Consider the following 20,683-nt stretch of genomic DNA (forward strand, 5'->3'; position numbering starts at 1 on the left):
TCAAATTGCCTTTTGCCGAACCGCTTCATTAATCTTGATCAGATCAGGGTTATCTTTAAGCAACGCAACAATATCGTTTAGAAAAAACTGTTCCTGGCCCCGTTTGAGCATCATTTGATAAATCTCTCTTACGAAACGCAAGTCATCCACCTCATCAACAGTCCAGCGAAAATGAGATAGATCCTCATTGTTTTTCACGCTTTGCATTTTAAATAATTTGGGATGCTCATAAACAAAACTGGTCACATGTTCCCGATGATGCGGTTTTTGGGATTCTTTCCAGGATTTTTCTAAAGCATCCATCGAGATAACTTCCGTATCTAGGCCTCGGGGATAACTCCTCTCGATAACATTGCTCGCGCCGGATGCATGAGAAACGTTTTTTTGATACGCGGCAATAACTTTGTCCACCACCTGTGGGTCAATGAGCGGACAATCCGAAGTGATTCGAACAACCGTCTGCGCCTTATATCGTAAAGCCGCTTGGTAATATCGGCCTAAAACATCCATTTCACTTCCCCGAAAACAAAGCGTATTTTGATTTTGGCAAAATTGTTCAATAAGATCATCTTCTGTTCTTTCCGTCGTTGCGACAACAATGTCTTCTATTAAAGAACATAATTTTAAGCGCGAAATAACTCTTCCTAACATCGGCATTCCCAAAATATCCATCATGGCTTTACCGGGAAGCCTGGTTGAACCCATTCGAGCTTGAATGATAGCAATTGTTCTCAAATCCGCACCTTGATCTCGTGATCAGTTAAATATTTTTTCACTTCCAACGGCGTTGTTTGCGTAAAGTGATACATGCTTGCCGCAGCCGCAGCCGAAGCTTTGCCTTCCTTAAGAACATCAAAAACATGTTCCGGACTTCCTGCTCCTCCGGAGGCAATGACCGGAATAGAGACAGCATCGCTCACTTTTCGAGTCAATTCAACATCATAACCAAGCATAGTGCCGTCGCGATCAACAGATGTTAATAAGATCTCCCCCGCGCCTAAGTCTTGCATTTTCTTGGAAAATTCCACCGGGTCAAGCCCTGTTGTTTTATTTCCTGACAATACAGCCGTTTCATATGTTCCCTTTGATGTTTTTTTGACATCAACGGAAACAATGATACACTGCGAGCCAAATTCTCTTGCGGATTCTTTAATAAGATCCGGCGTTAGAAATGCCGCCGTATTAATGGCTACTTTGTCAGCTCCGCAAGCCAAGAGGCGGCGCACATCTTCGACCGATCTTATTCCGCCGCCAACAGTCAAAGGCATAAAACATTCATCGGCAATATCATCAATGAGATGAAAATCAGGCATGCGATTTTGCTGCGACGCCGTAATATCTAAAAAGATGAGCTCGTCAACTTCCCTCACACAATACACCTTTACCGACTGCAGAACGTAACCCACGCAACGCCAGCTGTCAAAGCTCACACCTTTCACTAAAACAGTATCTCGATATAAAAGTGTTGGAATAATTCTTGTTTTGATCATTTGTTTTAGCTCCTGAAGCGGCTAACACATGGCAATAAAATTGCGTATTAAATTAAGCCCGACGGATAAACTTTTTTCCGGATGAAATTGCACGCCGAACACATTATCTTTTTGAACAGCAGAGACAAAATCATTTCCGTAACTCGTCGTTGCTAAAACATCATCCCTTTCCCGGCAAACAACATGAAAGCTGTGGACAAAATAAAAATCTTTTCCGCTGGCAATGCCATTCCACAAAGAAGATGCCTTCGCGTGATGAACTTCATTCCAACCCACATGAGGGATCTTTAGTGATTTTGACGAGAGCTCAAAGCGTTTTACATCCGCATTGATCCATCCAAGCCCTTTTGTCCGCCCGCCTTCTAAACCCAATGTCGCGATCAACTGCATCCCTAAACAAATCCCCAAAAATGGTATTTTATTATTTAAAACCTGCTCGTTTAAGATTTGATCGAGCCCTTTGGCGCGCAAATTATTCATTCCCGAAACAAAAGACCCCACCCCCGGCAAAACGATTCCCTGGCAAGTCGTAAAGTCTTCCGGCTTTGCCGTTATTTGCGGCTTGGCTCCGCCTTCTTCGATGGCGCGCGCAACCGAATCAATATTGCCCATTCCATAATCAACAATAACAATTCTTTTCATCAATTAGCTGGGATTATCATAGTTGATCTTAGTTAAATTACCGTGGCGATCTTTGACCAAATGACCGCGCGCATCGCAAACAAACAATTTCTTGTTGGTAAAACGATCGCAAATACTTGTAAATTCTTCGACCGTCATATCCAATGGTTCTAGGATCGCTTCCAAAGAATACCCCAGATAAGATTTTGGAAATCTTCCGTCGTGACGGCGCACGAGCATCATAGCCTCTTCACGCGTCAAACGTCCTCGACGCAAATGAAGGCAGGCCAGATCCGTCGCGCGGCCAAATCCGAACTTAAGGAACTTAAAATAATCGTGAATGCCCATCTGGCAATTATCCAAGTTTTCATAATTGACTAAAGCGCCTTCAATCGCCGAATGATAGGTTTGCATTCCATGGGCTTGCGCGATCAAAACATTTGTATATCCGTCCCACGGCACGTAATATCCTAAAAATAAACCCGTCACGCCCACGCGTTTAAGCTCCTCGTCCGTCGGATAGGTATACTGGATAAGATGCTTAGGTTCAATACCTTCCTGCCCGGTAAGATCGGTAACGCGTAAGCCCAGTAACCCTCCAAATTCCTCCAGCCATCTTCGGTCTAAAATATTATGCTCGGCTGCGGCCGCCGGCCCGCCATATTCGTTCTGAGAATTTTCTCCCCAGATCAAAAGCGGAATATTCATTTGCACGGCCACACGCACCGGAATCGTAAAAATAGTTAAGTGTTCCGGCCAAGAAATATCTCCGATCTGTTTAAGCGCAAAACGGTTTATCCGGCGGCGGACAACCGGATTGGTCGTCACTTCGATATAGTCAACGCCGAGTTTCTTCATATTCTCGATATTTTTTCGCCCGATATCGGATAAATGATCGGTTGTTGCGGTCACGCACAAAGGATTCATTCCAAGTTCCAGCATTTTAATGACTTGGAAATGACTGTCTTTGCCGCCGGAAACCGGAACCAAACAATCGTAATTATTGCCGTTACGCGAGCGATAGCGCTCTAAAACATTCAAAAGTTCTTTTTTTCTTACGTTCCAGTCTACCTCTTTGCGTTTTTCAAATGAACGACAAGCATTGCAAATTCCCTGTTCATCGATTTTCAGGTCCGGGCGGGTTTCCGGCATAACACAGCGACGACAATAGCGCAACATAGCGTTACCTCCGTATGTATTTTTTAAGAATGGAAAGAATGTTTAAAACTTTTCTTTTTTGGGATAAAGTCATGGACGCAAAAAGCGGAATGCTGAGTTCGCGCGCGTAAAAGTCTTCCGCCATAGGACACAATCCCTTTTGATAGCCCAGTTGTTGATAAAAGGGTTGCAGATAAACCGGAATATAGTGAACCTGAACACCTAAACCATTTTTACGCAGCAGATTAAAGATTTCCTTTTTCATCGTAATATCTTTGTTCTTAAAACGGATGGAATACAAATGCCAAGAAGAATGCGCGTCATTTTTTTCAACGGGTAAATCAAAGAATGGATTATTCCTAAATACTTGTGAATACTGTCTGGCTAAATTTCTACGCTTCTGGATAAAAGTATTAAGTTTTTTTAGTTGTGATATTCCTAAGGCGCATTGCAAGTCGGTTAATCGATAATTATATCCCAGTGTTTGCATTTCGTAATACCACGGCACATTAGACATGCCTTTTGTTTTGTAAAGTTTTCCATTACGTGTGACACCGTGGTGGCGGAACATGAGAAGCTTTTCATAATATTTCTTCTCATTTGTTAAAACCGCGCCGCCTTCCCCGGTTGTGATCGATTTGACGGGGTGAAAACTTAAAACAGTCATGTCCGAATAGCGGCAACAGCCGATCTTTTTGCCTTTATATTGCGCGCCCAAAGCGTGGGCGGCATCTTCGATCACAATAAGTTTATTTTTACGCGCAATGCGCGAGATCTTTTCCATATCACAGGAATGCCCCGCAAAGTGAACAGGAACAATACCTTTGGTTTTCTTCGAAATATTTTCTTGGATCAAATCGGCATTGATGTTCCCTGTTTCTTTTTCCACGTCGACAAAAACAGGTTTTGCACCGCAATAAAGCGCCGCATTGGTTGTTGCCAAAAATGTGATTGGTGACGTTATGACCTCGTCATCTTTTGAAAATCCGGCCGCCGTATAAGCCGCATGAAGCGCCGCTGTTCCGCTGGAAAGAACAACCGCATAACGCGACCCTGCATAGCGGCAAAGCGCCTTTTCAAGTTTTTGAACAGCAGGCCCCTGGGTTATTAGGTCAGATCTCAAAACCCGGGCAACCTGCGCAATATCTTTCTTGTCGATAGATTGACGGCTATAGGGAATCACTTTTGATCACCTTTTGCAGATCTTTAATGGTTAGCCACTTTTCGTTTTTGTCGCTGCAATACACAAAGTTTTCCGGAACAAAAGGAAATTTATCGTAAACTTTGTGGACATCTTCATTCTCGTAAAATTGCGGCATGATCACATAAGAGCCTTTAAAAATCTTTGTTTTTCTCGCCTCATCTTCCGAGACAAGCGTTTCGTGGATCTTTTCTCCGGGGCGGATACCGATTTTCTTGAACGTACATTTTGGCTCAATAGCCAAAGCCAGATCCGTGACCTTCATCGACGGGATCATCGGGACAAAGGTCTCACCGCCAACCGTATTTTCTAAAGCCTTCAAAACCAGATCAACGCCTTCTTCTAAGGTGATCCAGAACCGCGTCATTTTTTCATCCGTAATAGGAAATTCTTTAATACCCTGCTTTTTAAAATTCAAAAATAGCGGGATGACACTTCCGCGCGAACCGACAACATTGCCATAACGGACAACGGAAAACTTCACCCGCCCGCCCGCATAGGCGTTAGCCGCAACAAAGGTTTTCTCGGCAACTAATTTCGTCGCGCCATAAAGATTGACCGGATTAACAGCCTTATCGGTCGAAAGCGCGATGACTTTTTTTACACCGACATCAATGGAAGCTTCCACGATATTGTCAGCACCCAAGATATTTGTTTTAACGGCTTCCATCGGATTATATTCAAGTGCCGGCACTTGCTTTAAAGCCGCGGCATGAATTACATAATCCACACCTTCAAAGGCGCGAAATAAACGGCTTCGGTCTCGAATATCTCCGAGAAAATAACGAATGGGGTATTTTTTCTCCGGAAATTCTTTCGACATTTCACTTTGCTTAAATTCATCCCGGCTAAAAACAATAAGCTTCTTTGGTTTAAACTTCTTAAATATAACCTGCGTAAATTTCCGGCCGAATGACCCTGTCCCACCGGTTACTAAGATCGTCTTATCGTTCATCGCTTACGCTCCTTTATTATTTCCTAAGAAATTATTGTAAAGAATCTAGGTAATGGAATTTTCCCTTGCGCTCTAATAATTGCTGATAGCTTCCGGATTCGCACACCTTTCCATCGTCAATGACATAGATCATATCAGCCAGCTTTACGGTTGATAGACGGTGCGCGACCATAATGATCGTTAATTCCTTTTTCAATTCACTGATAGTTGACTGAATCATCGCTTCCGATTCTAAGTCTAATTCGCTGGTCGCCTCATCAAGAATTAGTATCTTTGGCTTCATAAATAAAGACCGTCCTAAAACCAACCGTTGGCGCTGGCCGCCGGAAAGCTTAATGCCGTTTTCACCGATCAACGTGTTAAGCCCTTGCGGTAGTTGGTCAACAAATTGATCAATACGCACTTTACGGCAAACATCGAGGATCACTTCATCAGTTACAGAAGATGCGCCGATCGTCAGATTTTCTTTGATCGTTCCGTCCAAAAGCGACGGCTGTTGATTGACGTAAGCAACGCCATTTCGAAACAAATTCTTATCTAGCTCATCATGCCGGATATCCCCATAATAAATAGCGCCTTGGTTGGGTTGGATCAATCCTAAAAGCAGATCGAGCATCGTTGATTTTCCGACACCGGAACTTCCCACAAAAGCCACGGTTGTTTTAGGCTTAATCGAAAAATTAAGCCCTGTTAAAACCTGCTGTCCGGACGGGTAAGCAAAATGAACATCTTGAAACACAATAGGCTGATCACAGAAGAATTTCTTAGAACCGCTTTTTTCTTTATGCTCATCGAGGTCACGCAAATGCTTTTGAAGAGATTTGTGCATCGGAATATTGCTATCGAGCGCGGCATAGATATCAGAGAGGGCAACAAATTGCGGCGCGATCCGCAAGAAAACAAATAAGATCAAAAGCAGTGTTGCATAATTGAGCGAAAGTTGTTGATGGAAAAATAAAAGCCCTATTAAAAATAGCGACGTGCCTAAAACGCTCCAAGAACGCTGGATCTCGATCAAAACGCTTTGACGCTTGATCTGGCGGCATAGATTTCCGACGATCAAAGAAATCGCATCGGTTAATTTTCCGCTTAAAACGGAAGCCTTAAAGAATTTCTTATTCTGTTGAAATCCGATAATATCGTTGGAAAGTTTTTTATAATTCTCATTGTAGCTTTCTGCGACCTTTAAAACACGGTTTGAAATTAAAGCGCTCACCAGCAATAAAAAGGCATAAACAACTGTTGCGGTCATCGTAACAATAAAGGATAACTTCATGGCAATACCAAGAAACGTAATAACTTGAACGAAGTTGATGAAAACCCTTTGGGCATTGAGATTACATTCGCTGGCAAACTGCGCTTCCCGGATAATGGCATAATACATTCCGCCTGAGTGTTTATCGGTAAGCCACAACCAATCGGCGTCGGCATAAGCCTTAATGACCTTTTCTCGATACTTTAGCAATAATTCCTCTTTAGCAAAGGTGGCAATAAGCGAAGAAAGAAATACCAAAGCCTGCCCTATCAAAATAAGGACGCCTGCTGTCAATAAAACCGAATGGAATGTTAGGTCAATACCTAGAAATTTTAAAGGCACGGCAATGACTTTTAGATAGCTTGTACTGTCCGCCGCAAAACTTTTTTCCTGCATAAATTCTAAAACCGGGATAAGGATTGGCAGCCCGATAAAACTGGCCAAACTACTGACGATCTGAAAGAAGATCACCCAGCGGTAGTTAGGCGACGTCACAATAAGATAGGCGATATACTTAAGCTTAGCCGCCGTTATTTGGCACCCCTTTCGCAACAAAGCAAATAAGCTAAAAAATATATTAAAAGGTTTTTGAATGGCTTCCATATCGTTATGAGTCTTCATATATCAGCTTCGATTTGTCTTTTACTAGGTTTTCAATGATATTAACTTGATTGCGGCCAGAATATTTTCCGTTTTTTATGCCCTCTTTACAAATAAGAATGGTACCGATAACTTCTTGTTGAGGAAATTCTGCCAAGTGTTGTATCGTATAGTCATGGATCTGCTTTTCTTTAAAAACCATTTCAATCAACAAGGTCAGATCGGATTCGCCGACAACAAAAAAATTCCGCTCTCCTTTTTCATAAAGCGGAATAACGATTCTTTTGATGGCTTCCTTGATAAGGCCGATAGACCTTAACGTTTTCATCGTGTAGTTCATGGATTTTTGCATCTTTTCGGAGAGCCCTTTAGAGGTAAGGATGTACTTGACTTTCTTTTGATTTAATTGCTTGATGCGGATAAAACCTTTGGCGATAAGCCGGCGCACCAGCATATTGACCATCCCTAAAGAAACCTTCATCTGAAGAGACAGATCACGCTGATTCGAAGCCAGATCGGCTCCGATGATATTGACAAGCTCAAATTCCCGTTCGTTGAGTGTGGGTTTAGGCATGGGTTATGTTCAATGAGTGAACATAATTATACAAAGGTCCTAATTTTTGTCAAGGATAAAAGATGTTGCGGGGAAACGAGTTGCGGAAGCCTTTGAAGCTTAGATAAAGACAAGAACAATCATTTTGTTTTAATTTTCTTGTAAAAAGTCTGCGCGGACACATCCCAACACCAGCCCAAAAAGAAAGCAAAAAGCGGCATTGTCCAGCCAAATTGTCGCTGAAGGAACCAATATTTATTAATCAAATCTATGGCAATAACACATCCTATTCCAAAAACAATAAAAACGGCGAAAAAAACGATCTGTGGCCATTTATCTTTATGCGGAATCAACAAGGAAGCCAACATGCCTAAAAGCAGGAAATATAAAGCCTTATTGCCTATCAAATTACCTAAAATACCTTTTAGAAAGCCGACAAGATTAGTTACCGGGCTTGGGATAAATTCAAACGTCGGTACAGCGCCAAAGAAAATCCTTTTCTCTTGGGAAAACCCAAGATTAATAGACGCATACCACAGCCATATTGCAATGGCGAAAACAAAAAACACTCCGAAGAATTTAATGATCGGATAGATTATTTCTTTAGAAAGGTTGCCTTTATGCCAATTTAGAAATAATGCATAAATAACCGATAGGCCTATAAACAAAATCCCATAAACATGGAAAATGACGACAAAAATCAGAAAAGCACTGATCCAAAGCTTTCTCGACAAGCTCATTTCCTTATATTTTTCCATCAAAAGTTCAGTAAAATACAGCGTTCCTACGGCGAGTGCTGGCAAAACAGCATAAGATCTAAATTCAAAAGCCTGAAATATCAATGTCTGATTTAAACAAACAATGCTAAACGCAACCAAATATCCCCAGATTGTCCGATAATACCTATTGCAGAGCAAATACAAGAAGTAAAACAGTAAAATGGCCGACAAGACATGTGGGATCGCTAAAAACCATTTGTTCGCCTCGGCAACACGCTCTGCGAGAGCATAATCACGGATCAAGGCATCACCAGCAATTCCCTGTTGAGCAAAAATCTTGATAAAAGGATAGGTTAGGATATAGTCGCCGGGAAAACTCGAAAAATCACCATAATGATGCCGCAACCAAAAAGGCTTAAACGGCCCTGCAGAAGATTGGAATTGATACATCTCATCATTGGACAGTGTCCGGGAATTCAATTCGTGAGCCCGTAGCCCCAAAGCCCCAATAAAAAGAAGCGCGCAGATCAGGATCTTTTTATATCGATCATTCCATTTCATAGCCAATGCCTTCCTTGAAACTTTTTAGATAGATAAAGATTTTTACAAAGCTCTTTTCTTGCAGAAATGCGTCTTGTGTTATAATACAACCAATCATGCGTAAACTAACAGATATTTTTAAAGAAAAACAGCAGACATTCTCTTTTGAACTTTTTCCACCCAAGACGGAAGAAGGCTATCAGAAATTGCTTTCAACGATAAAGCAGCTTTCGGAACTTAAGCCGGATTTTATTTCTGTCACCTGCGGCGCCGGAGGCGGAACTCGCGCCCGGACTAAAGACATTGTTGACCACATTCAAGAAACCTACCAGATAACCGGCGTTGAGCATTTAACCTGCATCGGAAATACCAAGGCCGAGATCAAGAAATCACTAGATGATACACAAGCGCGCGGTATTTACAATATCCTAGCTCTTCGCGGCGATCCTCCTCCCAATAGCCCGGCTGTTAAACTTGGGAAGGATAATTTTAAATACAGTTATCAGCTTTGTAAATTTATCCGAGCGACTTATGCGGATGATTTTTCAATAGGCGTTGCCGGCTTTCCGGAAGGACATGTTCTATGCCCGGACCGAGAGCTTGATGCCGATTACTTAAAGATCAAAATGGATGCCGGAGCTGATTATGTCATTACCCAGCTTTTCTTTAATAACAAAGATTACTTTGATTACGTTAAGCGTTTACGCCGACGAGGAATTTTTGCCCGCGTCATTCCCGGAATTATCCCCATCACGGATTATCTCGGCATTTTAAGATTCTGCCAAAAATGTGGAACAAGCGTACCCAAAGAAGTTCAAGAAGTTTTTGCGCCGATCCAAACTGACCCGCAAGCTGTAAGCGAGGCCGGAATAAAATTTGCTATTCGTCAATGCCGTGAATTATTGGAAAATGGCGCTCCGGGTTTGCATTTTTACACGCTCAATAAGGCTTCACCGGTAGACATTATCTTAAAAGAAGTAAGAAAATAATTCTGAAAACAAAAAAAGGCGCCCCGACATTTTGTCGGGGCGCCTTTTTCATTATTCCTTTTCTTATTTCACTGACTCCATATACGCAATGAAATCGATCAGCTTGCATGAATAAGCCCATTCATTATCATACCAAGAAACAACCTTAACAAACGTATCGTTAAGCGCTATTCCTGCCTTAGCATCAAAGATAGATGTTCTAGGGTCTCCGATAAAATCACTAGAGACAACTTCGTCTTCCGTATAGCCCAAGATACCTTTCATCTCTCCTTCAGATGCTTCTTTCATGGCTTTCTTGATATCATCCCAAGAGGCCGCTTTAGCTAATTTACAGGTTAAATCAACAACAGAAACATCCGCCACCGGAACCCGAAGCGCCATTCCGGTCAGTTTTCCGTTTAATTCCGGAATAACTTTTCCCACAGCTTTCGCCGCGCCGGTTGAAGACGGAATAATATTAAAGCTGGCCCCGCGCCCGCCGCGCCAATCTTTTTTAGACGGCCCGTCGACGGTTTTTTGAGTTGCGGTGATCGCGTGGCAGGTTGTCATCAACCCTTCCACGATCCCCCATTGATCATTGAGAACCTTAGCCACCGGAGCTAAGCAGTTCGTCGTACAAGATGCGGTCGAAACAACGTTTAAGTCTTTTTTATACTTTAAGTGATTAACACCCATGACAAACATCGGCGCATCACTAGATGGCGCAGAGATAACGACCTTTTTAGCTCCGGCCGTTAAATGCCCTTGGGCTTTTTCGGTCACCGTAAAAAGGCCGGTTGATTCCACCACGTAATCAGCGCCGACTTCGTTCCATTTCAAACTGGCCGGTTCTTTTTCGCCCGTTACGCGGATAGCTTTTCCGTTAATGATCAGCTTACCGTCTTTTACATCAATGGTTCCTTTAAAATGCCCGTGAACTGAATCATAGCGAAGCATATAGGCTAAATATTCCGCGTCAAAAAGGTCATTGATCCCCACCACTTCCACATTTTTGTTTTGAACCGCGGCGCGAAAAACCAATCTGCCGATACGTCCAAAACCATTAATCCCGATCTTTGCTGCCATCTGAACTTTCCTCCTTCTTTACTTTAACTTTTGGTTTCTAAATTAACTTCCCGTAAATATTTTGCCGCCAAATCAGGCGATGTCGGTACCAGATAAAATCCCGTTCCCCATTCAAATCCGGCCACGCGTGTTAATTTCGGAATAATTTCAATATGCCAATGATAACTTTCGTTATTTTCATAACCGACCGGTGCCGTATGCAAAAAGAAATTATACGACGGATTATTTAACGCTACCTTCATCCGGCGCAGCACCTCGCCTAAACTGCAAGACAGATGATACTGCTCCTCTTCGGTAATGCTGTTAAACGGTGCGCTGTGTTTCTTGGGGATGATCCAGGTTTCAAAGGGATATCGCGGAACGTAGGGGCAGAAACAAATAAAATCCTTATTCTCGGCAACGATCCTTTCTTTATCCTGATACTCCTGATTGATCATATCGCAGAAAATGCACCTCCCGCGATATTCATAATAATACTTCGAACCTTCCAATTCTTCAAGAACATATTTGGGGACCATCGGAAGAGCGATGAGTTGTGTATGCCCATGCTCCAAGGAAGCACCGGCAGAATCGCCAAAATTCTTGAAAATAAGGATATATTTAAAACGTTTATCTTCGGCTAAGCTTTTAGACCGGCTTTGATATTTCTTAACAACCGATAAAATCTCTTCATTGGTAAGATCCGCCAAGCTTTTACGATGATTCGGTGTTTCAATGATGATCTCATGAGCCCCGATGCCGTTCATCGTATCAAAGATCCCAAGACCAGAACGTTTCAATTCCCCTTCGATCCTTAAAACCGGAAATTTATTAGGGATCACCCGAACCATCCAGCCTTGCGTATCCGCTTTTGTATTGTGCGGACGAACGGCTTCGATTTCCGACGGAGTTTGATGTTCCCGGCCATAGCAAAATTGACAGATCGCTTCCTGCTTATAGTGATGTTCTTCTTTGTCGAAGTCTTGCGGGCCCCAAGAATCTTTTGTGTTAACAACCACCCAGCGGCCGACAATGGGATCTTTGCGTAATTCCGCCATTTAGATCTCTACCCTTCTTAGGAATTCCGCCGTCTTTTCCGGCGGAATTGAACAAATATAAAATCCGGTACCTTTTTCAAATCCGGCTACATGCGTTAAGCGAGGCATCACTTCAATGTGCCAATGATAATCTCCTTCAATGGTGTTCCACTCGGTGCTTTTTGATTTTCCTCGTCGAAACGGTGCTGAATGGATCACGTAATTGTAGGCCGGGTCATTTAATCCTATTTTTAATTTCTGTAAGACTTTTTTCATCATTTCGGCTAAATCATATTCAAATCCAATGATCCCTTTGGAAAAATCACAACTATGTTTCTTGGGTAAGATCCATAGCTCGAACGGAAATCTGGCGGCAAAAGGCGAAATAGCCAAAAAATGGTCGGATTCTAAAACCACTCTGGCTTTAGACTCAAGTTCCTGCTTAATGAGATCGCAATAAACGCATCGTTCGTGGTAAGAGAAATACCGTCGAGCTCCGACCAATTCTTCTTTAACGCGCATCGGATTAACGGGAGTGGCGATGATCTGAGAACGCGTGTGGCGGATATTTCCTCCGCCGGCTGACCATCCGTAATTTTTAAACGGCAGGACATATTTAAAACGCGGATCCTTTTCCAGATCGTTGATGCGCACAACATATGTTTCAAAAACAAGCTTGATCTGCGCGGCATCTAGATCAGCCATATTGGCAATGTGTTCGGGGGTTTCAATGATAACCTCATGTGCCCCGACATTATCCATCACATCATAAAGCCCATGGCCGCGGCGCTGAAGATTGCCTTCGATCTTTAAAGCCGGAGCTATGTTAGGGACAACACGGACTTTCCAGTGAGGACTGTTGGGCGCAAAATGGCTTCTGACCGCGTAAATCTCGGGGGGAGTTTTTGACTCTTTATGTTCGCAAAATGGGCATTCACCTTCATCGATGGTTTTATGATTAGAATCGATGAAGGTTCCCGGCCGACGGGCTCGTTCCGTGGAAACAATGATCCATCGTCCGATTATAGGGTCTTTGCGTAGTTCTGGCATAAATTTAGATGAAATGAATAATGTGATGGATTATATCACAAAGGGAGGGTGGTGCAAATCAATTTATCCAAGTTTGAAGCCCTCTTTGATCCGCGACCCCATCAAAAAGCTTTGCGTACTCATCGGTTTTGCGGATTCAAGATGAACTTGGCGGACTAACAAAACCCCTTTTCCTGTCGCCACCGCAAAGTTTTCCTTTGCGATTGAGATAATTTTCCCGCAGTCAGCTTTTGAAAAACTTCCCTCCCCGCAATCCGCCTCCAAAATCTTGAGGACTTTCCCGCTACAATGCGTAAATGCCGCCGGCCAAGGCAAAAGCCCGCGAACCAAACGATGAATAGCCGCGGCATCCTTATTCCAATCAATCATCCCATGTTCTTTAGTTAATTTTGGCGCTAATGTCACTAATTTTTCATTTTGGGCAACACATTGATGAGCATTATCCCTGATCTTTTCTATTATTTCACACAGAAGTTTAGAACCGAGAGAGACCATTTTAGCTCGAAGCGTTATGGATGTGTCTTTTGAGTCGATAGGAAGTTCTTTTTGCGCAATAATGTCACCGCCGTCCATTATTTCATTCATTTTTATAATGGAAATACCCGTTATCTCATCTCCGTTAACGATCGCCCAATTGATAGGAGCCGCTCCGCGGTATTTAGGAAGAAGTGACCCGTGAACATTAACGCAGAATAATTTTGGCAGGACAAGAATTTCTCTAGGCAAGATCTTTCCATAAGCGACGACAACAAATAAGTCAGCTTCAAGATCTTTTAATTTCTTTTGAAAATGAATTTCCTTTAAATCGACAGGCTGGAGAACCGGAATATGATATTTTAAAGCGCATTCTTTCGTTGCCGGCGCCGCCACCTGAAGTCCTCTGCCCTTTGGTTTATCGGGCTGAGCAATGCAGGCAGCAACTTCATATCCGCGTTCGACAAGCTCTTTTAAGTGAGCAACCGCAAAATCATCGCTTCCAAAAAAAATAATTCGCATCAATCATCACCTTTATGAATCTACATTAATACTGATATTAACATCTTTTTTTCGTTTAAATGATTTTAACGCTTTTTGAAGCACAAGCCGCATTTTTTTATGGGATTTTGATTTCAAAAGGATCGTAAACCGGTATTTGCCGCGCAACCTCGGAATAAAATCCGGTTGCGGATCCAAGATCTCAACTTGTTTTCCTTTATTGTGTTCATTCAACAACTCATGGAAAATTTGGATCTGTTCACGGGCTATTTCTTCTTTAACCGCGCGCAACCCAACGGAAACAAAACAAAATAGCGGCGGAAACTTCAGTTCCTTACGAAATTTGATCTCTTCTTTGTAAAATTTATCAAAATCTGACTTTAAAGCCGCCTGTAGGCAATAGTTATCCGGAACATGCGTTTGAACGATCAGCTTTTCTTTTGCCATGTGCCGAAAATCCATCAGCAAGGCAAATGTTTTTTGGCCAGAGCGAAAATCCGCACGGTTTAATTCCGCATCAAGCTGCATAATGCCGATCAAATCAACCGATAATGCGTCATGCATTTTTAAAACCGCTTGAGTCGCGATAAGAATATCAAAATCTTGTGGAAATATCGCTGATTCCTTGTCAAAATGCGCCACCTTAGAGCCCGGAAAAAGACGGGCGATCTCGCTTTCCAACTTCTCAATTCCCATCCCGCTATAACGCAAATAAGAAGTATTACAGCTCGGACAAATGGTCGGCGCGGCGGCTGTAAACTGGCAATAACGGCAAATCATTTTCTTTTCTTCGAAAAGATAAGTTAAATGCGTATCGCACCTTCGGCATTTCATGGTATATCCACACTTGGTGCAACGGATAAGCGTGCTAAAACCTTTGCGATTCATAAAAAGAACGGTCTTGCCTTTTTTGCTTAAGATTTTCTCAATAGCCGCTCGCAGAGGAAAAGAGATCAGAGAAGTTTTTCGCGGATTAAACGCCGACATATCAACAACTTGTACCGGCGTCAAAGGTAAATTCTGAGCGGAAAGATCGACAAATCTTATCTTCTCTTTTGATGCTTGATAAAGCATTTCTACCGATGGGACCCGGCTTACGAAAAGAATATCCGCGTTCTCAATATCTGAGCGCATAAAAGCGATTTGGCTTACATGATAAAACGGCGATTGATCCTGCTTATAGGCCGCATTATTTTCATCCATAATGACAATAAGCCCTAAATTGACAACAGGAGCAAAAATGGTGGAACGCACACCAACGGCAACTTTAACTTTTCCTTCTTTGATCTTGGTCCACTTTTCCAGCTCTGCTTTGGGCGTTGAAGCGCGGTCTAAAACAACGATTTCTTCGGTCAAATTCTCTTTTAATACCCTCACCGCATCATCTAAAAGCCAATTTTCTGGAACGAGAAGAATAATGCCTTTTTTATTAAGTAATGTTTTTTGAATATTTTCCAAGACAAAGGCCCAGGTTTTGTTTTGATCCTGGCCGCGCAAAAGAATAATTTCTTTTTCTTTTGAAACAACCGGAGGATTTTCACCGCCGATCATTTCCGTCGGTTTAGGTTTTCGCAAAGCAACCGGAAGGCTTAATTCGATCGCTTCGCCCCAAGAACAAAAATAATATTCGGCCATCTGTTTTGCCAAAAGAAGGTGCGAAGGGCCCAGAAGTGGGGTTACATCCAGCAGAGAAAGGATTGGCTTTAAGAATTTAAATTTACTTTTTTGGGATAATCCGACAATGAATCCAACCCGCTTTGTCTTTCCGAAAGAAACGACAACACGTTTTCCGACGGAAATTCCCTGAGAAAGAGATTCGGGAATTGAATAGTCAAACGGGCCTTCCACCGGAAGGCCGACTGTAACCTGGGCTACCGCATACTTCATATGATGAGTTTAATAATATCGCTGGTCGCAAAGGGACGCGCCAGACTTTTGGTTCGCCCTTTCGCAGAGAGAAGATATTCCGGATTAGAGCTGAGTTTTTTTAATTCGGCGATAACATCCTTTAGCTGAGTACTGCTGCTGCCGATCCCATAACTGCGCAAGACCAAAACATTGTTCATTTCCTGCCCCGGAATAGGGCAAATTAAAATAAGAGGAAGTTTGCTAACTAACGCCTCGCAAATGGATAAGCCGCCGGGCTTTGTCACCATAACATCGGCAACTGCCATTAATTCATTCATATTATTGACCAGGCCGAATACTTTAACGCCCGGAAGATTTTTTTTGCTCAAGCGTTCAAATAATTCCTGATTTCGCCCGCATACCACAAGCACCTGGTAATCACAAAGCGCTTGCGCGATCTCTTCTAAGGGGCCCATCCCAAAAGAGCCCGTCGCTAATAAAACGGTAAAAACACCTTTTTTGATCTGTAGTTTATCTTTAAGTGCCTCGCGGTCAGGATGATTTGAGAATTTATCATCCGTCGGGATCCCCGTCACAAAGATCTTTTCTCGCTCAACGCCTAATTCCAAAAGTTTGTTTTGAGTATATTCGCAGGCTACCGCGTACTTGTCAACTCCATCAGCTAACCAAATTCTGTGCGCGTCAAAATCCGTCACCACGCAGATGATCTTTGATTTGATCAAGCCTTGTTTTTTTAAAGAGCTTGCAACTTCATGAGGGAAAAAATGAGTTGATACGATGTAATCAAATTGCTCCGCAATGAGAAAGCGGTTCAACTTCTTGGCATTGATCTCATTAAAGATCCGTCGTGACGCTCTTACAAAGGATTGCATGCACGGCAGGTCCGTTAACCAAAAAACAAATCCCCAGGCCCAAGGAAATTTGGTAACAAGAATAGTGTATGTTTTCTGATAAGAGTTCTTATAAAATTGGCTGGTATAATCCAAGGCATCGGCAAAAACAACTTGCGGACCACCGGGTGAGGCTTTAAGAAGATTGGCGACAGCTTCAGCAGCTTTAGTGTGCCCTGCTCCCGCAGCAGCATGAATGGCAAGTATTTTCATTGAGAATAATCCTGGTTGCTTCCAAAAGGTTTTTAACCGTGTAATCGGGCTTGACGCCTAGTTTTTTCATTTCTCGTCGGTGGTCAATACCCGATAAAACAAGGATCGTTTTTAATCCCGCGTTGCGCCCGGCTTGCATATCAAAGTGAGCATCCCCGACAAAGAAACTTTTGTCGGCACTGCGGATATCCTTGTTGATCATTCCAAATGCACGTTTAATGGAGCCGATCTTGGGCTTACGGCAATCGCAATTTTGTTCGGAGGTATGCGTACAATAAAATATCTTTTTAATTCGGCCGCCTGTTTTCTTAATTTCTTTAAGCATATGTGCGGTGATCTGATCAAGCTTAGCCTTTGTATAGACGCCACGGGCAACGCCGGCTTGATTAGAAACAATAAAGATCATATATCCGGCATCAGTTAAATCTTTGATAGCCTTTAAAGCCCCTGGAATAAAATGGAAATCCTTCACCTTCGTCACATATTTTCCAAGCCCGGGAAATTTATTAATAACGCCATCTCTATCTAAAAAAATGATTTTCATCGCCTATTGTTTAATTCCCTTTTTGATTTCCCAATATTTCGCGTAGCTCATAATTTGATAAAGGGAAGCAAAAAACGCGATCATAAAACCAATAAAGCCGTCCTTGTATCCTTTTTTACCAAAGAAACTTCTGGGAAAACGGTCGATGGTGCGCCAAACGGCTTTTCCTAAAGACATTTCGCGCCCTGTTTCAATCCATTTCTTCGCTTCCAAAGTTGTTTGCCGGTTTAAACTTGCCAGAAAATGTTCAAAATCAGGATAACCTTTATGAATAATATCTTTGGTCAAATGGCCTGTCTGTCCGTCCAGGAAAACTTTCGGATGGACACCAACTTCTTCATACTTGAACCGGCTTTTCATAAAAAGCCGCAATTTTCCCGCCGGATACCAGCCGCCATGCTTCACCCAATAATTTCCGATGTAATTACGTAGAGGAATGGAAAACGCGTGAAACGTTGTTGCCGGTAAAATAGCCGAAATCTCACTCTTTAGCTCGCTGCTGGCAATTTCGTCGGCATCTAGGCTTAAAACCCATTCGTTTTTTGCTTGGAGATACGCCCAATTACGATGCGAGCCTTCATTATCCATTTTACGATGAAAGATTTTTCCGGCATAAGACTTGGCTAATTCAACCGTGCGGTCCTTACTTTCATCGTCGACAACAATGATCTCATCCGCCCAGCCATAAACACTTCCTAGGCAGTCTTTGATATTATTTTCTTCGTTTTTCGTGATAACGACAACGGATAGCGCGAGTTTACTCATAGGTAAAATTATTTTGCTTTCACAAGTTCTTTGATGGAGCTTGCAACCGCTTCGATCTGTTCTTTTTTCATATGTGGGAACATCGGTAACGATAAAATTTCATCCGCCACTTGTTCGGATACGGGAAAATCACCTTTTTTATGTTTCAACTCTTGATAGGCTTCCTGTAAATGTAACGGGATCGGATAATGGATAAGGACGCCAATTCCTTTTTTGCGCAGCTCATCATGAATTTGGTTACGGTTTTCCTTGATGCGGATAGCGAATGTTTGATAGACATGCGTACGCCCCTCTTTGGTAATTGGAGTCACAATGCCATCAACATCTTTAAGAAGTTTGCCGTAATATTCAGCGTGCTGGGCGCGCATTTTATTCCATTTATCCAAGCGCTTCAATTTGGCGCTTAAAACAACCGCTTGAAGCGTATCAAGTCGGGAGTTATAACCTTTAATTTTGTGATTGTATCGCCCGACCCGTCCGTAATCGCGCAACATCAGGCATTTTTCATAAAGGTCTTTATTGGCGGTGACGATCATCCCTCCATCGCCAAAAGCCCCTAAGCCTTTGGTCGGATAAAAACTAAAACAAGCGATATCCCCCAGAGAGCCTATTCTTTTGCCGTTATACGCCGCGCCGTGTGCCTGTGCCGCGTCTTCGATCACTTTAAGGTTGTGTTTTTTGGCAATCTGATTGATCTCATCCATATTGGCGGCTTGTCCATAAATATGGACCGGGATAATGGCTTTTGTTTTCTTAGTGATGGCTTTTTCGATCTTTTTAGGGTCAAGATTGTAAGTGTCTTTTTCAATGTCGACAAAAACAGGTGTGGCACCGGTGTAAGAAATGCACAGGGCTGTGGCGATAAATGTGAACGTCGGAATAATAACTTCGTCGCCTACACCGATATCGAGAGAATCTACGGCTAAATATAAGGCATCCGTGCCGGAGTTAACACCAACGCCATATTTAGATTCACAAAACTTAGAGAATTCTACCTCAAACTCTTCTTCTTCTTTGCCTAGAACAAAATCTCCGTGCTTGAAAACTGTTTTAAATCCAACGTCGATCTCGTTTTTAATTTCTTCATATTGCTCGCTAAAATCAAGAAACGGAACCTTCATAAAATGCTCTCCACCTTTCTTAAAACTTCATCAACGGTAATAAGATTTAAGCAGCTGTGATGTTCGCAGCGTGCCATTCTAAACTGCCGGTAACATGGCCGACAAACTAAATCCTTTGTTACGATCTCATGGCCTTGCGCCGGATACGGCCCATAAACTTTTTCATCTACAGGTCCAAAAATAGAAACTGTTTTAGCCCTGACGGCAACGGCCACATGTAAAGGTCCGCCGTCGTTGGCAACAACTAAGGAGCTTCGCGCCAAAAGAGCCGCGCATTGAGTTATGGTTATTTCATTGCAAATTGCGGCTGGGGCATTTTTCATGGTTTGCGCGATATGATCGCACAAACTTTTTTCTTTTAAGTCACCCAACAGTATAACGGCCGCAGAAAATTTTTCAATCATTTTGTCGGCTAAAATAGCGAAGTTTTCTGATGTCCAGCGTTTAAAAGAAGCATCCTTGCCCCAGCTGGCCCCACCACCCGGGATAATCACGATCAAAGGTTTTTTAGGGCTTATGTTAGCTTTGCTAAGAAACTCCTCCGCCCATATTTTATCCGAATCCGACAAAACAAGCTCGAATTCCTTATACGGCGTTGGAATTCCAAGCTCTTTAAGCAGATCTAAATAATATTCAGCGACGTGGCGGCCTTCATATCCATTTCTTAAAAAAATTTTCCTTGTTAAAAACCAGCTTCGGTTACGATAGTTAAAACCAACCCGTTTTTTGATTCCGGCGGCCCACAATAAAAAAGAGGTCGAGTTATTAAACGACAAGTTGATGGCTAGATCAAAATTCTCTTTTTTGATCTCGCGCAAAAATGAGATCATTTTCTTCAAAAAAGCTATTTTTGATCGGCGATACACAGCCTGAAATTCATCCCGCTCATAAATAAATAATTTATCAATTCTAGTATTCTCGCTTAATAGAGGTGCCGTCCTTTTATTGCACACATAACCGACAAAAGAATCAGGATCGTGGCTCTTAATATTTTTTAGTAGTGGCGTAGTGAATAAAATATCGCCGATGCCAAAAATATTAATGATAAGGATTTTATTTTTTGAAGGATTGTTTTGCGCAGTTGCCATCATGGA

General features: G+C 42.5%; 20 protein-coding genes. 1 reads left to right on the forward strand and 19 read right to left on the reverse strand.

Going from position 1 to position 20,683, the window contains the following annotated elements; translation table 11 throughout:
- From WC676_00430 to WC676_00470, 9 genes are all read right to left on the reverse strand, one after another.
- The gene (locus WC676_00430) at positions 1–735 is read right to left on the reverse strand and encodes a glycosyltransferase family protein (protein ID MFA5059079.1); all 735 of its coding nucleotides are present in this window, start codon (positions 733–735) and stop codon (positions 1–3) included.
- Positions 732–1,490, reverse strand: coding sequence for an imidazole glycerol phosphate synthase cyclase subunit (locus WC676_00435; GenBank protein MFA5059080.1), 759 nt, complete (start codon positions 1,488–1,490; stop codon positions 732–734). The genes WC676_00430 and WC676_00435 overlap by 4 nt, the downstream gene beginning before the upstream one ends.
- Positions 1,491–1,511: 21 nt before the next feature.
- Positions 1,512–2,132: an imidazole glycerol phosphate synthase subunit HisH gene (hisH, locus tag WC676_00440; protein MFA5059081.1), complete on the reverse strand. Its 621-nt coding sequence runs from the start codon at positions 2,130–2,132 to the stop codon at positions 1,512–1,514.
- 3 nt (positions 2,133–2,135) lie between these two features.
- Positions 2,136–3,290, reverse strand: coding sequence for an N-acetyl sugar amidotransferase (locus WC676_00445; GenBank protein MFA5059082.1), 1,155 nt, complete (start codon positions 3,288–3,290; stop codon positions 2,136–2,138).
- Positions 3,291–3,294: 4 nt separating this feature from the next.
- On the reverse strand, positions 3,295–4,452 hold the full coding sequence (gene pseC, locus WC676_00450) for a UDP-4-amino-4,6-dideoxy-N-acetyl-beta-L-altrosamine transaminase (protein MFA5059083.1): 1,158 nt from the start codon (positions 4,450–4,452) through the stop codon (positions 3,295–3,297).
- Positions 4,439–5,425, reverse strand: coding sequence for a UDP-N-acetylglucosamine 4,6-dehydratase (inverting) (gene pseB / locus WC676_00455; GenBank protein MFA5059084.1), 987 nt, complete (start codon positions 5,423–5,425; stop codon positions 4,439–4,441). The genes pseC and pseB overlap by 14 nt, the downstream gene beginning before the upstream one ends.
- Positions 5,426–5,456: 31 nt before the next feature.
- Positions 5,457–7,301 (reverse strand): ABC transporter ATP-binding protein/permease, encoded by a 1,845-nt coding sequence (locus WC676_00460; GenBank protein ID MFA5059085.1) that lies wholly within the window; start codon positions 7,299–7,301, stop codon positions 5,457–5,459.
- Entirely contained in the window at positions 7,288–7,854 is a 567-nt protein-coding gene (locus tag WC676_00465) for a hypothetical protein (protein MFA5059086.1), read from the reverse strand. The genes WC676_00460 and WC676_00465 overlap by 14 nt, the downstream gene beginning before the upstream one ends.
- A 119-nt stretch (positions 7,855–7,973) precedes the next feature.
- Positions 7,974–9,113: a hypothetical protein gene (locus WC676_00470; protein MFA5059087.1), complete on the reverse strand. Its 1,140-nt coding sequence runs from the start codon at positions 9,111–9,113 to the stop codon at positions 7,974–7,976.
- A gap of 95 nt (positions 9,114–9,208) precedes the next feature.
- On the opposite strand from WC676_00470, the gene metF reads away from it, so the two are divergent.
- Positions 9,209–10,081, forward strand: a complete 873-nt coding sequence (metF, locus tag WC676_00475; GenBank protein MFA5059088.1) for a methylenetetrahydrofolate reductase [NAD(P)H] — start codon at positions 9,209–9,211, stop codon at positions 10,079–10,081.
- Positions 10,082–10,144: 63 nt separating this feature from the next.
- On the opposite strand, the gene gap is transcribed toward metF, so the two are convergent.
- The 10 genes from gap to waaF all read right to left on the reverse strand — a co-directional run bounded on the left by gap (position 10,145) and on the right by waaF (position 20,680).
- The gene (gene gap / locus WC676_00480; GenBank protein ID MFA5059089.1) at positions 10,145–11,146 is read right to left on the reverse strand and encodes a type I glyceraldehyde-3-phosphate dehydrogenase; all 1,002 of its coding nucleotides are present in this window, start codon (positions 11,144–11,146) and stop codon (positions 10,145–10,147) included.
- 23 nt (positions 11,147–11,169) lie between these two features.
- Positions 11,170–12,183 carry a galactose-1-phosphate uridylyltransferase gene (gene galT, locus WC676_00485; GenBank protein MFA5059090.1) on the reverse strand — a complete coding sequence of 338 codons (1,014 nt, stop codon included), beginning with the start codon at positions 12,181–12,183 and terminating at the stop codon, positions 11,170–11,172.
- Positions 12,184–13,212, reverse strand: coding sequence for a galactose-1-phosphate uridylyltransferase (gene galT, locus WC676_00490; protein ID MFA5059091.1), 1,029 nt, complete (start codon positions 13,210–13,212; stop codon positions 12,184–12,186).
- Positions 13,213–13,275: 63 nt separating this feature from the next.
- Positions 13,276–14,208 carry a methionyl-tRNA formyltransferase gene (gene fmt, locus WC676_00495; GenBank protein MFA5059092.1) on the reverse strand — a complete coding sequence of 311 codons (933 nt, stop codon included), beginning with the start codon at positions 14,206–14,208 and terminating at the stop codon, positions 13,276–13,278.
- A gap of 12 nt (positions 14,209–14,220) precedes the next feature.
- A complete protein-coding gene (gene priA / locus WC676_00500; GenBank protein MFA5059093.1) occupies positions 14,221–16,074 on the reverse strand; it encodes a primosomal protein N' in 1,854 nt (617 codons plus the stop codon).
- Positions 16,071–17,159: a glycosyltransferase gene (locus WC676_00505; protein ID MFA5059094.1), complete on the reverse strand. Its 1,089-nt coding sequence runs from the start codon at positions 17,157–17,159 to the stop codon at positions 16,071–16,073. Before WC676_00505 ends, priA begins: the two co-directional genes overlap by 4 nt.
- Positions 17,113–17,703, reverse strand: a complete 591-nt coding sequence (locus tag WC676_00510; protein MFA5059095.1) for an HAD-IIIA family hydrolase — start codon at positions 17,701–17,703, stop codon at positions 17,113–17,115. The genes WC676_00505 and WC676_00510 overlap by 47 nt, the downstream gene beginning before the upstream one ends.
- A 3-nt stretch (positions 17,704–17,706) precedes the next feature.
- Entirely contained in the window at positions 17,707–18,468 is a 762-nt protein-coding gene (locus WC676_00515) for a glycosyltransferase family 2 protein (GenBank protein ID MFA5059096.1), read from the reverse strand.
- A gap of 8 nt (positions 18,469–18,476) precedes the next feature.
- Positions 18,477–19,589: a DegT/DnrJ/EryC1/StrS family aminotransferase gene (locus WC676_00520; protein MFA5059097.1), complete on the reverse strand. Its 1,113-nt coding sequence runs from the start codon at positions 19,587–19,589 to the stop codon at positions 18,477–18,479.
- Positions 19,586–20,680 (reverse strand): lipopolysaccharide heptosyltransferase II, encoded by a 1,095-nt coding sequence (gene waaF / locus WC676_00525; protein MFA5059098.1) that lies wholly within the window; start codon positions 20,678–20,680, stop codon positions 19,586–19,588. Before waaF ends, WC676_00520 begins: the two co-directional genes overlap by 4 nt.
- Between the last annotated feature and the right edge of the window lie 3 nt (positions 20,681–20,683).

The sequence above is a fragment of the Candidatus Omnitrophota bacterium genome, from assembly GCA_041649175.1.
Classification (GTDB): domain Bacteria; phylum Omnitrophota; class Gorgyraeia; order Zapsychrales; family JBAZNR01; genus JBAZNR01.

Coding starts and splice junctions, on each gene's coding strand:
- priA (MFA5059093.1), bottom strand. CDS start 16,074: ATGAAGTATGCGGTAGCCCAGGTTACAGTCGGCCTTCCGGTGGAAGGC.
- metF (MFA5059088.1), top strand. CDS start 9,209: ATGCGTAAACTAACAGATATTTTTAAAGAAAAACAGCAGACATTCTCT.
- pseB (MFA5059084.1), bottom strand. CDS start 5,425: ATGAACGATAAGACGATCTTAGTAACCGGTGGGACAGGGTCATTCGGC.
- galT (MFA5059090.1), bottom strand. CDS start 12,183: ATGGCGGAATTACGCAAAGATCCCATTGTCGGCCGCTGGGTGGTTGTT.
- waaF (MFA5059098.1), bottom strand. CDS start 20,680: ATGATGGCAACTGCGCAAAACAATCCTTCAAAAAATAAAATCCTTATC.
- WC676_00435 (MFA5059080.1), bottom strand. CDS start 1,490: ATGATCAAAACAAGAATTATTCCAACACTTTTATATCGAGATACTGTT.
- WC676_00445 (MFA5059082.1), bottom strand. CDS start 3,290: ATGTTGCGCTATTGTCGTCGCTGTGTTATGCCGGAAACCCGCCCGGAC.
- WC676_00515 (MFA5059096.1), bottom strand. CDS start 18,468: ATGAGTAAACTCGCGCTATCCGTTGTCGTTATCACGAAAAACGAAGAA.
- fmt (MFA5059092.1), bottom strand. CDS start 14,208: ATGCGAATTATTTTTTTTGGAAGCGATGATTTTGCGGTTGCTCACTTA.
- WC676_00470 (MFA5059087.1), bottom strand. CDS start 9,113: ATGAAATGGAATGATCGATATAAAAAGATCCTGATCTGCGCGCTTCTT.
- hisH (MFA5059081.1), bottom strand. CDS start 2,132: ATGAAAAGAATTGTTATTGTTGATTATGGAATGGGCAATATTGATTCG.
- galT (MFA5059091.1), bottom strand. CDS start 13,212: ATGCCAGAACTACGCAAAGACCCTATAATCGGACGATGGATCATTGTT.
- WC676_00520 (MFA5059097.1), bottom strand. CDS start 19,589: ATGAAGGTTCCGTTTCTTGATTTTAGCGAGCAATATGAAGAAATTAAA.
- WC676_00460 (MFA5059085.1), bottom strand. CDS start 7,301: ATGAAGACTCATAACGATATGGAAGCCATTCAAAAACCTTTTAATATA.
- WC676_00510 (MFA5059095.1), bottom strand. CDS start 17,703: ATGAAAATCATTTTTTTAGATAGAGATGGCGTTATTAATAAATTTCCC.
- WC676_00505 (MFA5059094.1), bottom strand. CDS start 17,159: ATGAAAATACTTGCCATTCATGCTGCTGCGGGAGCAGGGCACACTAAA.
- gap (MFA5059089.1), bottom strand. CDS start 11,146: ATGGCAGCAAAGATCGGGATTAATGGTTTTGGACGTATCGGCAGATTG.
- WC676_00465 (MFA5059086.1), bottom strand. CDS start 7,854: ATGCCTAAACCCACACTCAACGAACGGGAATTTGAGCTTGTCAATATC.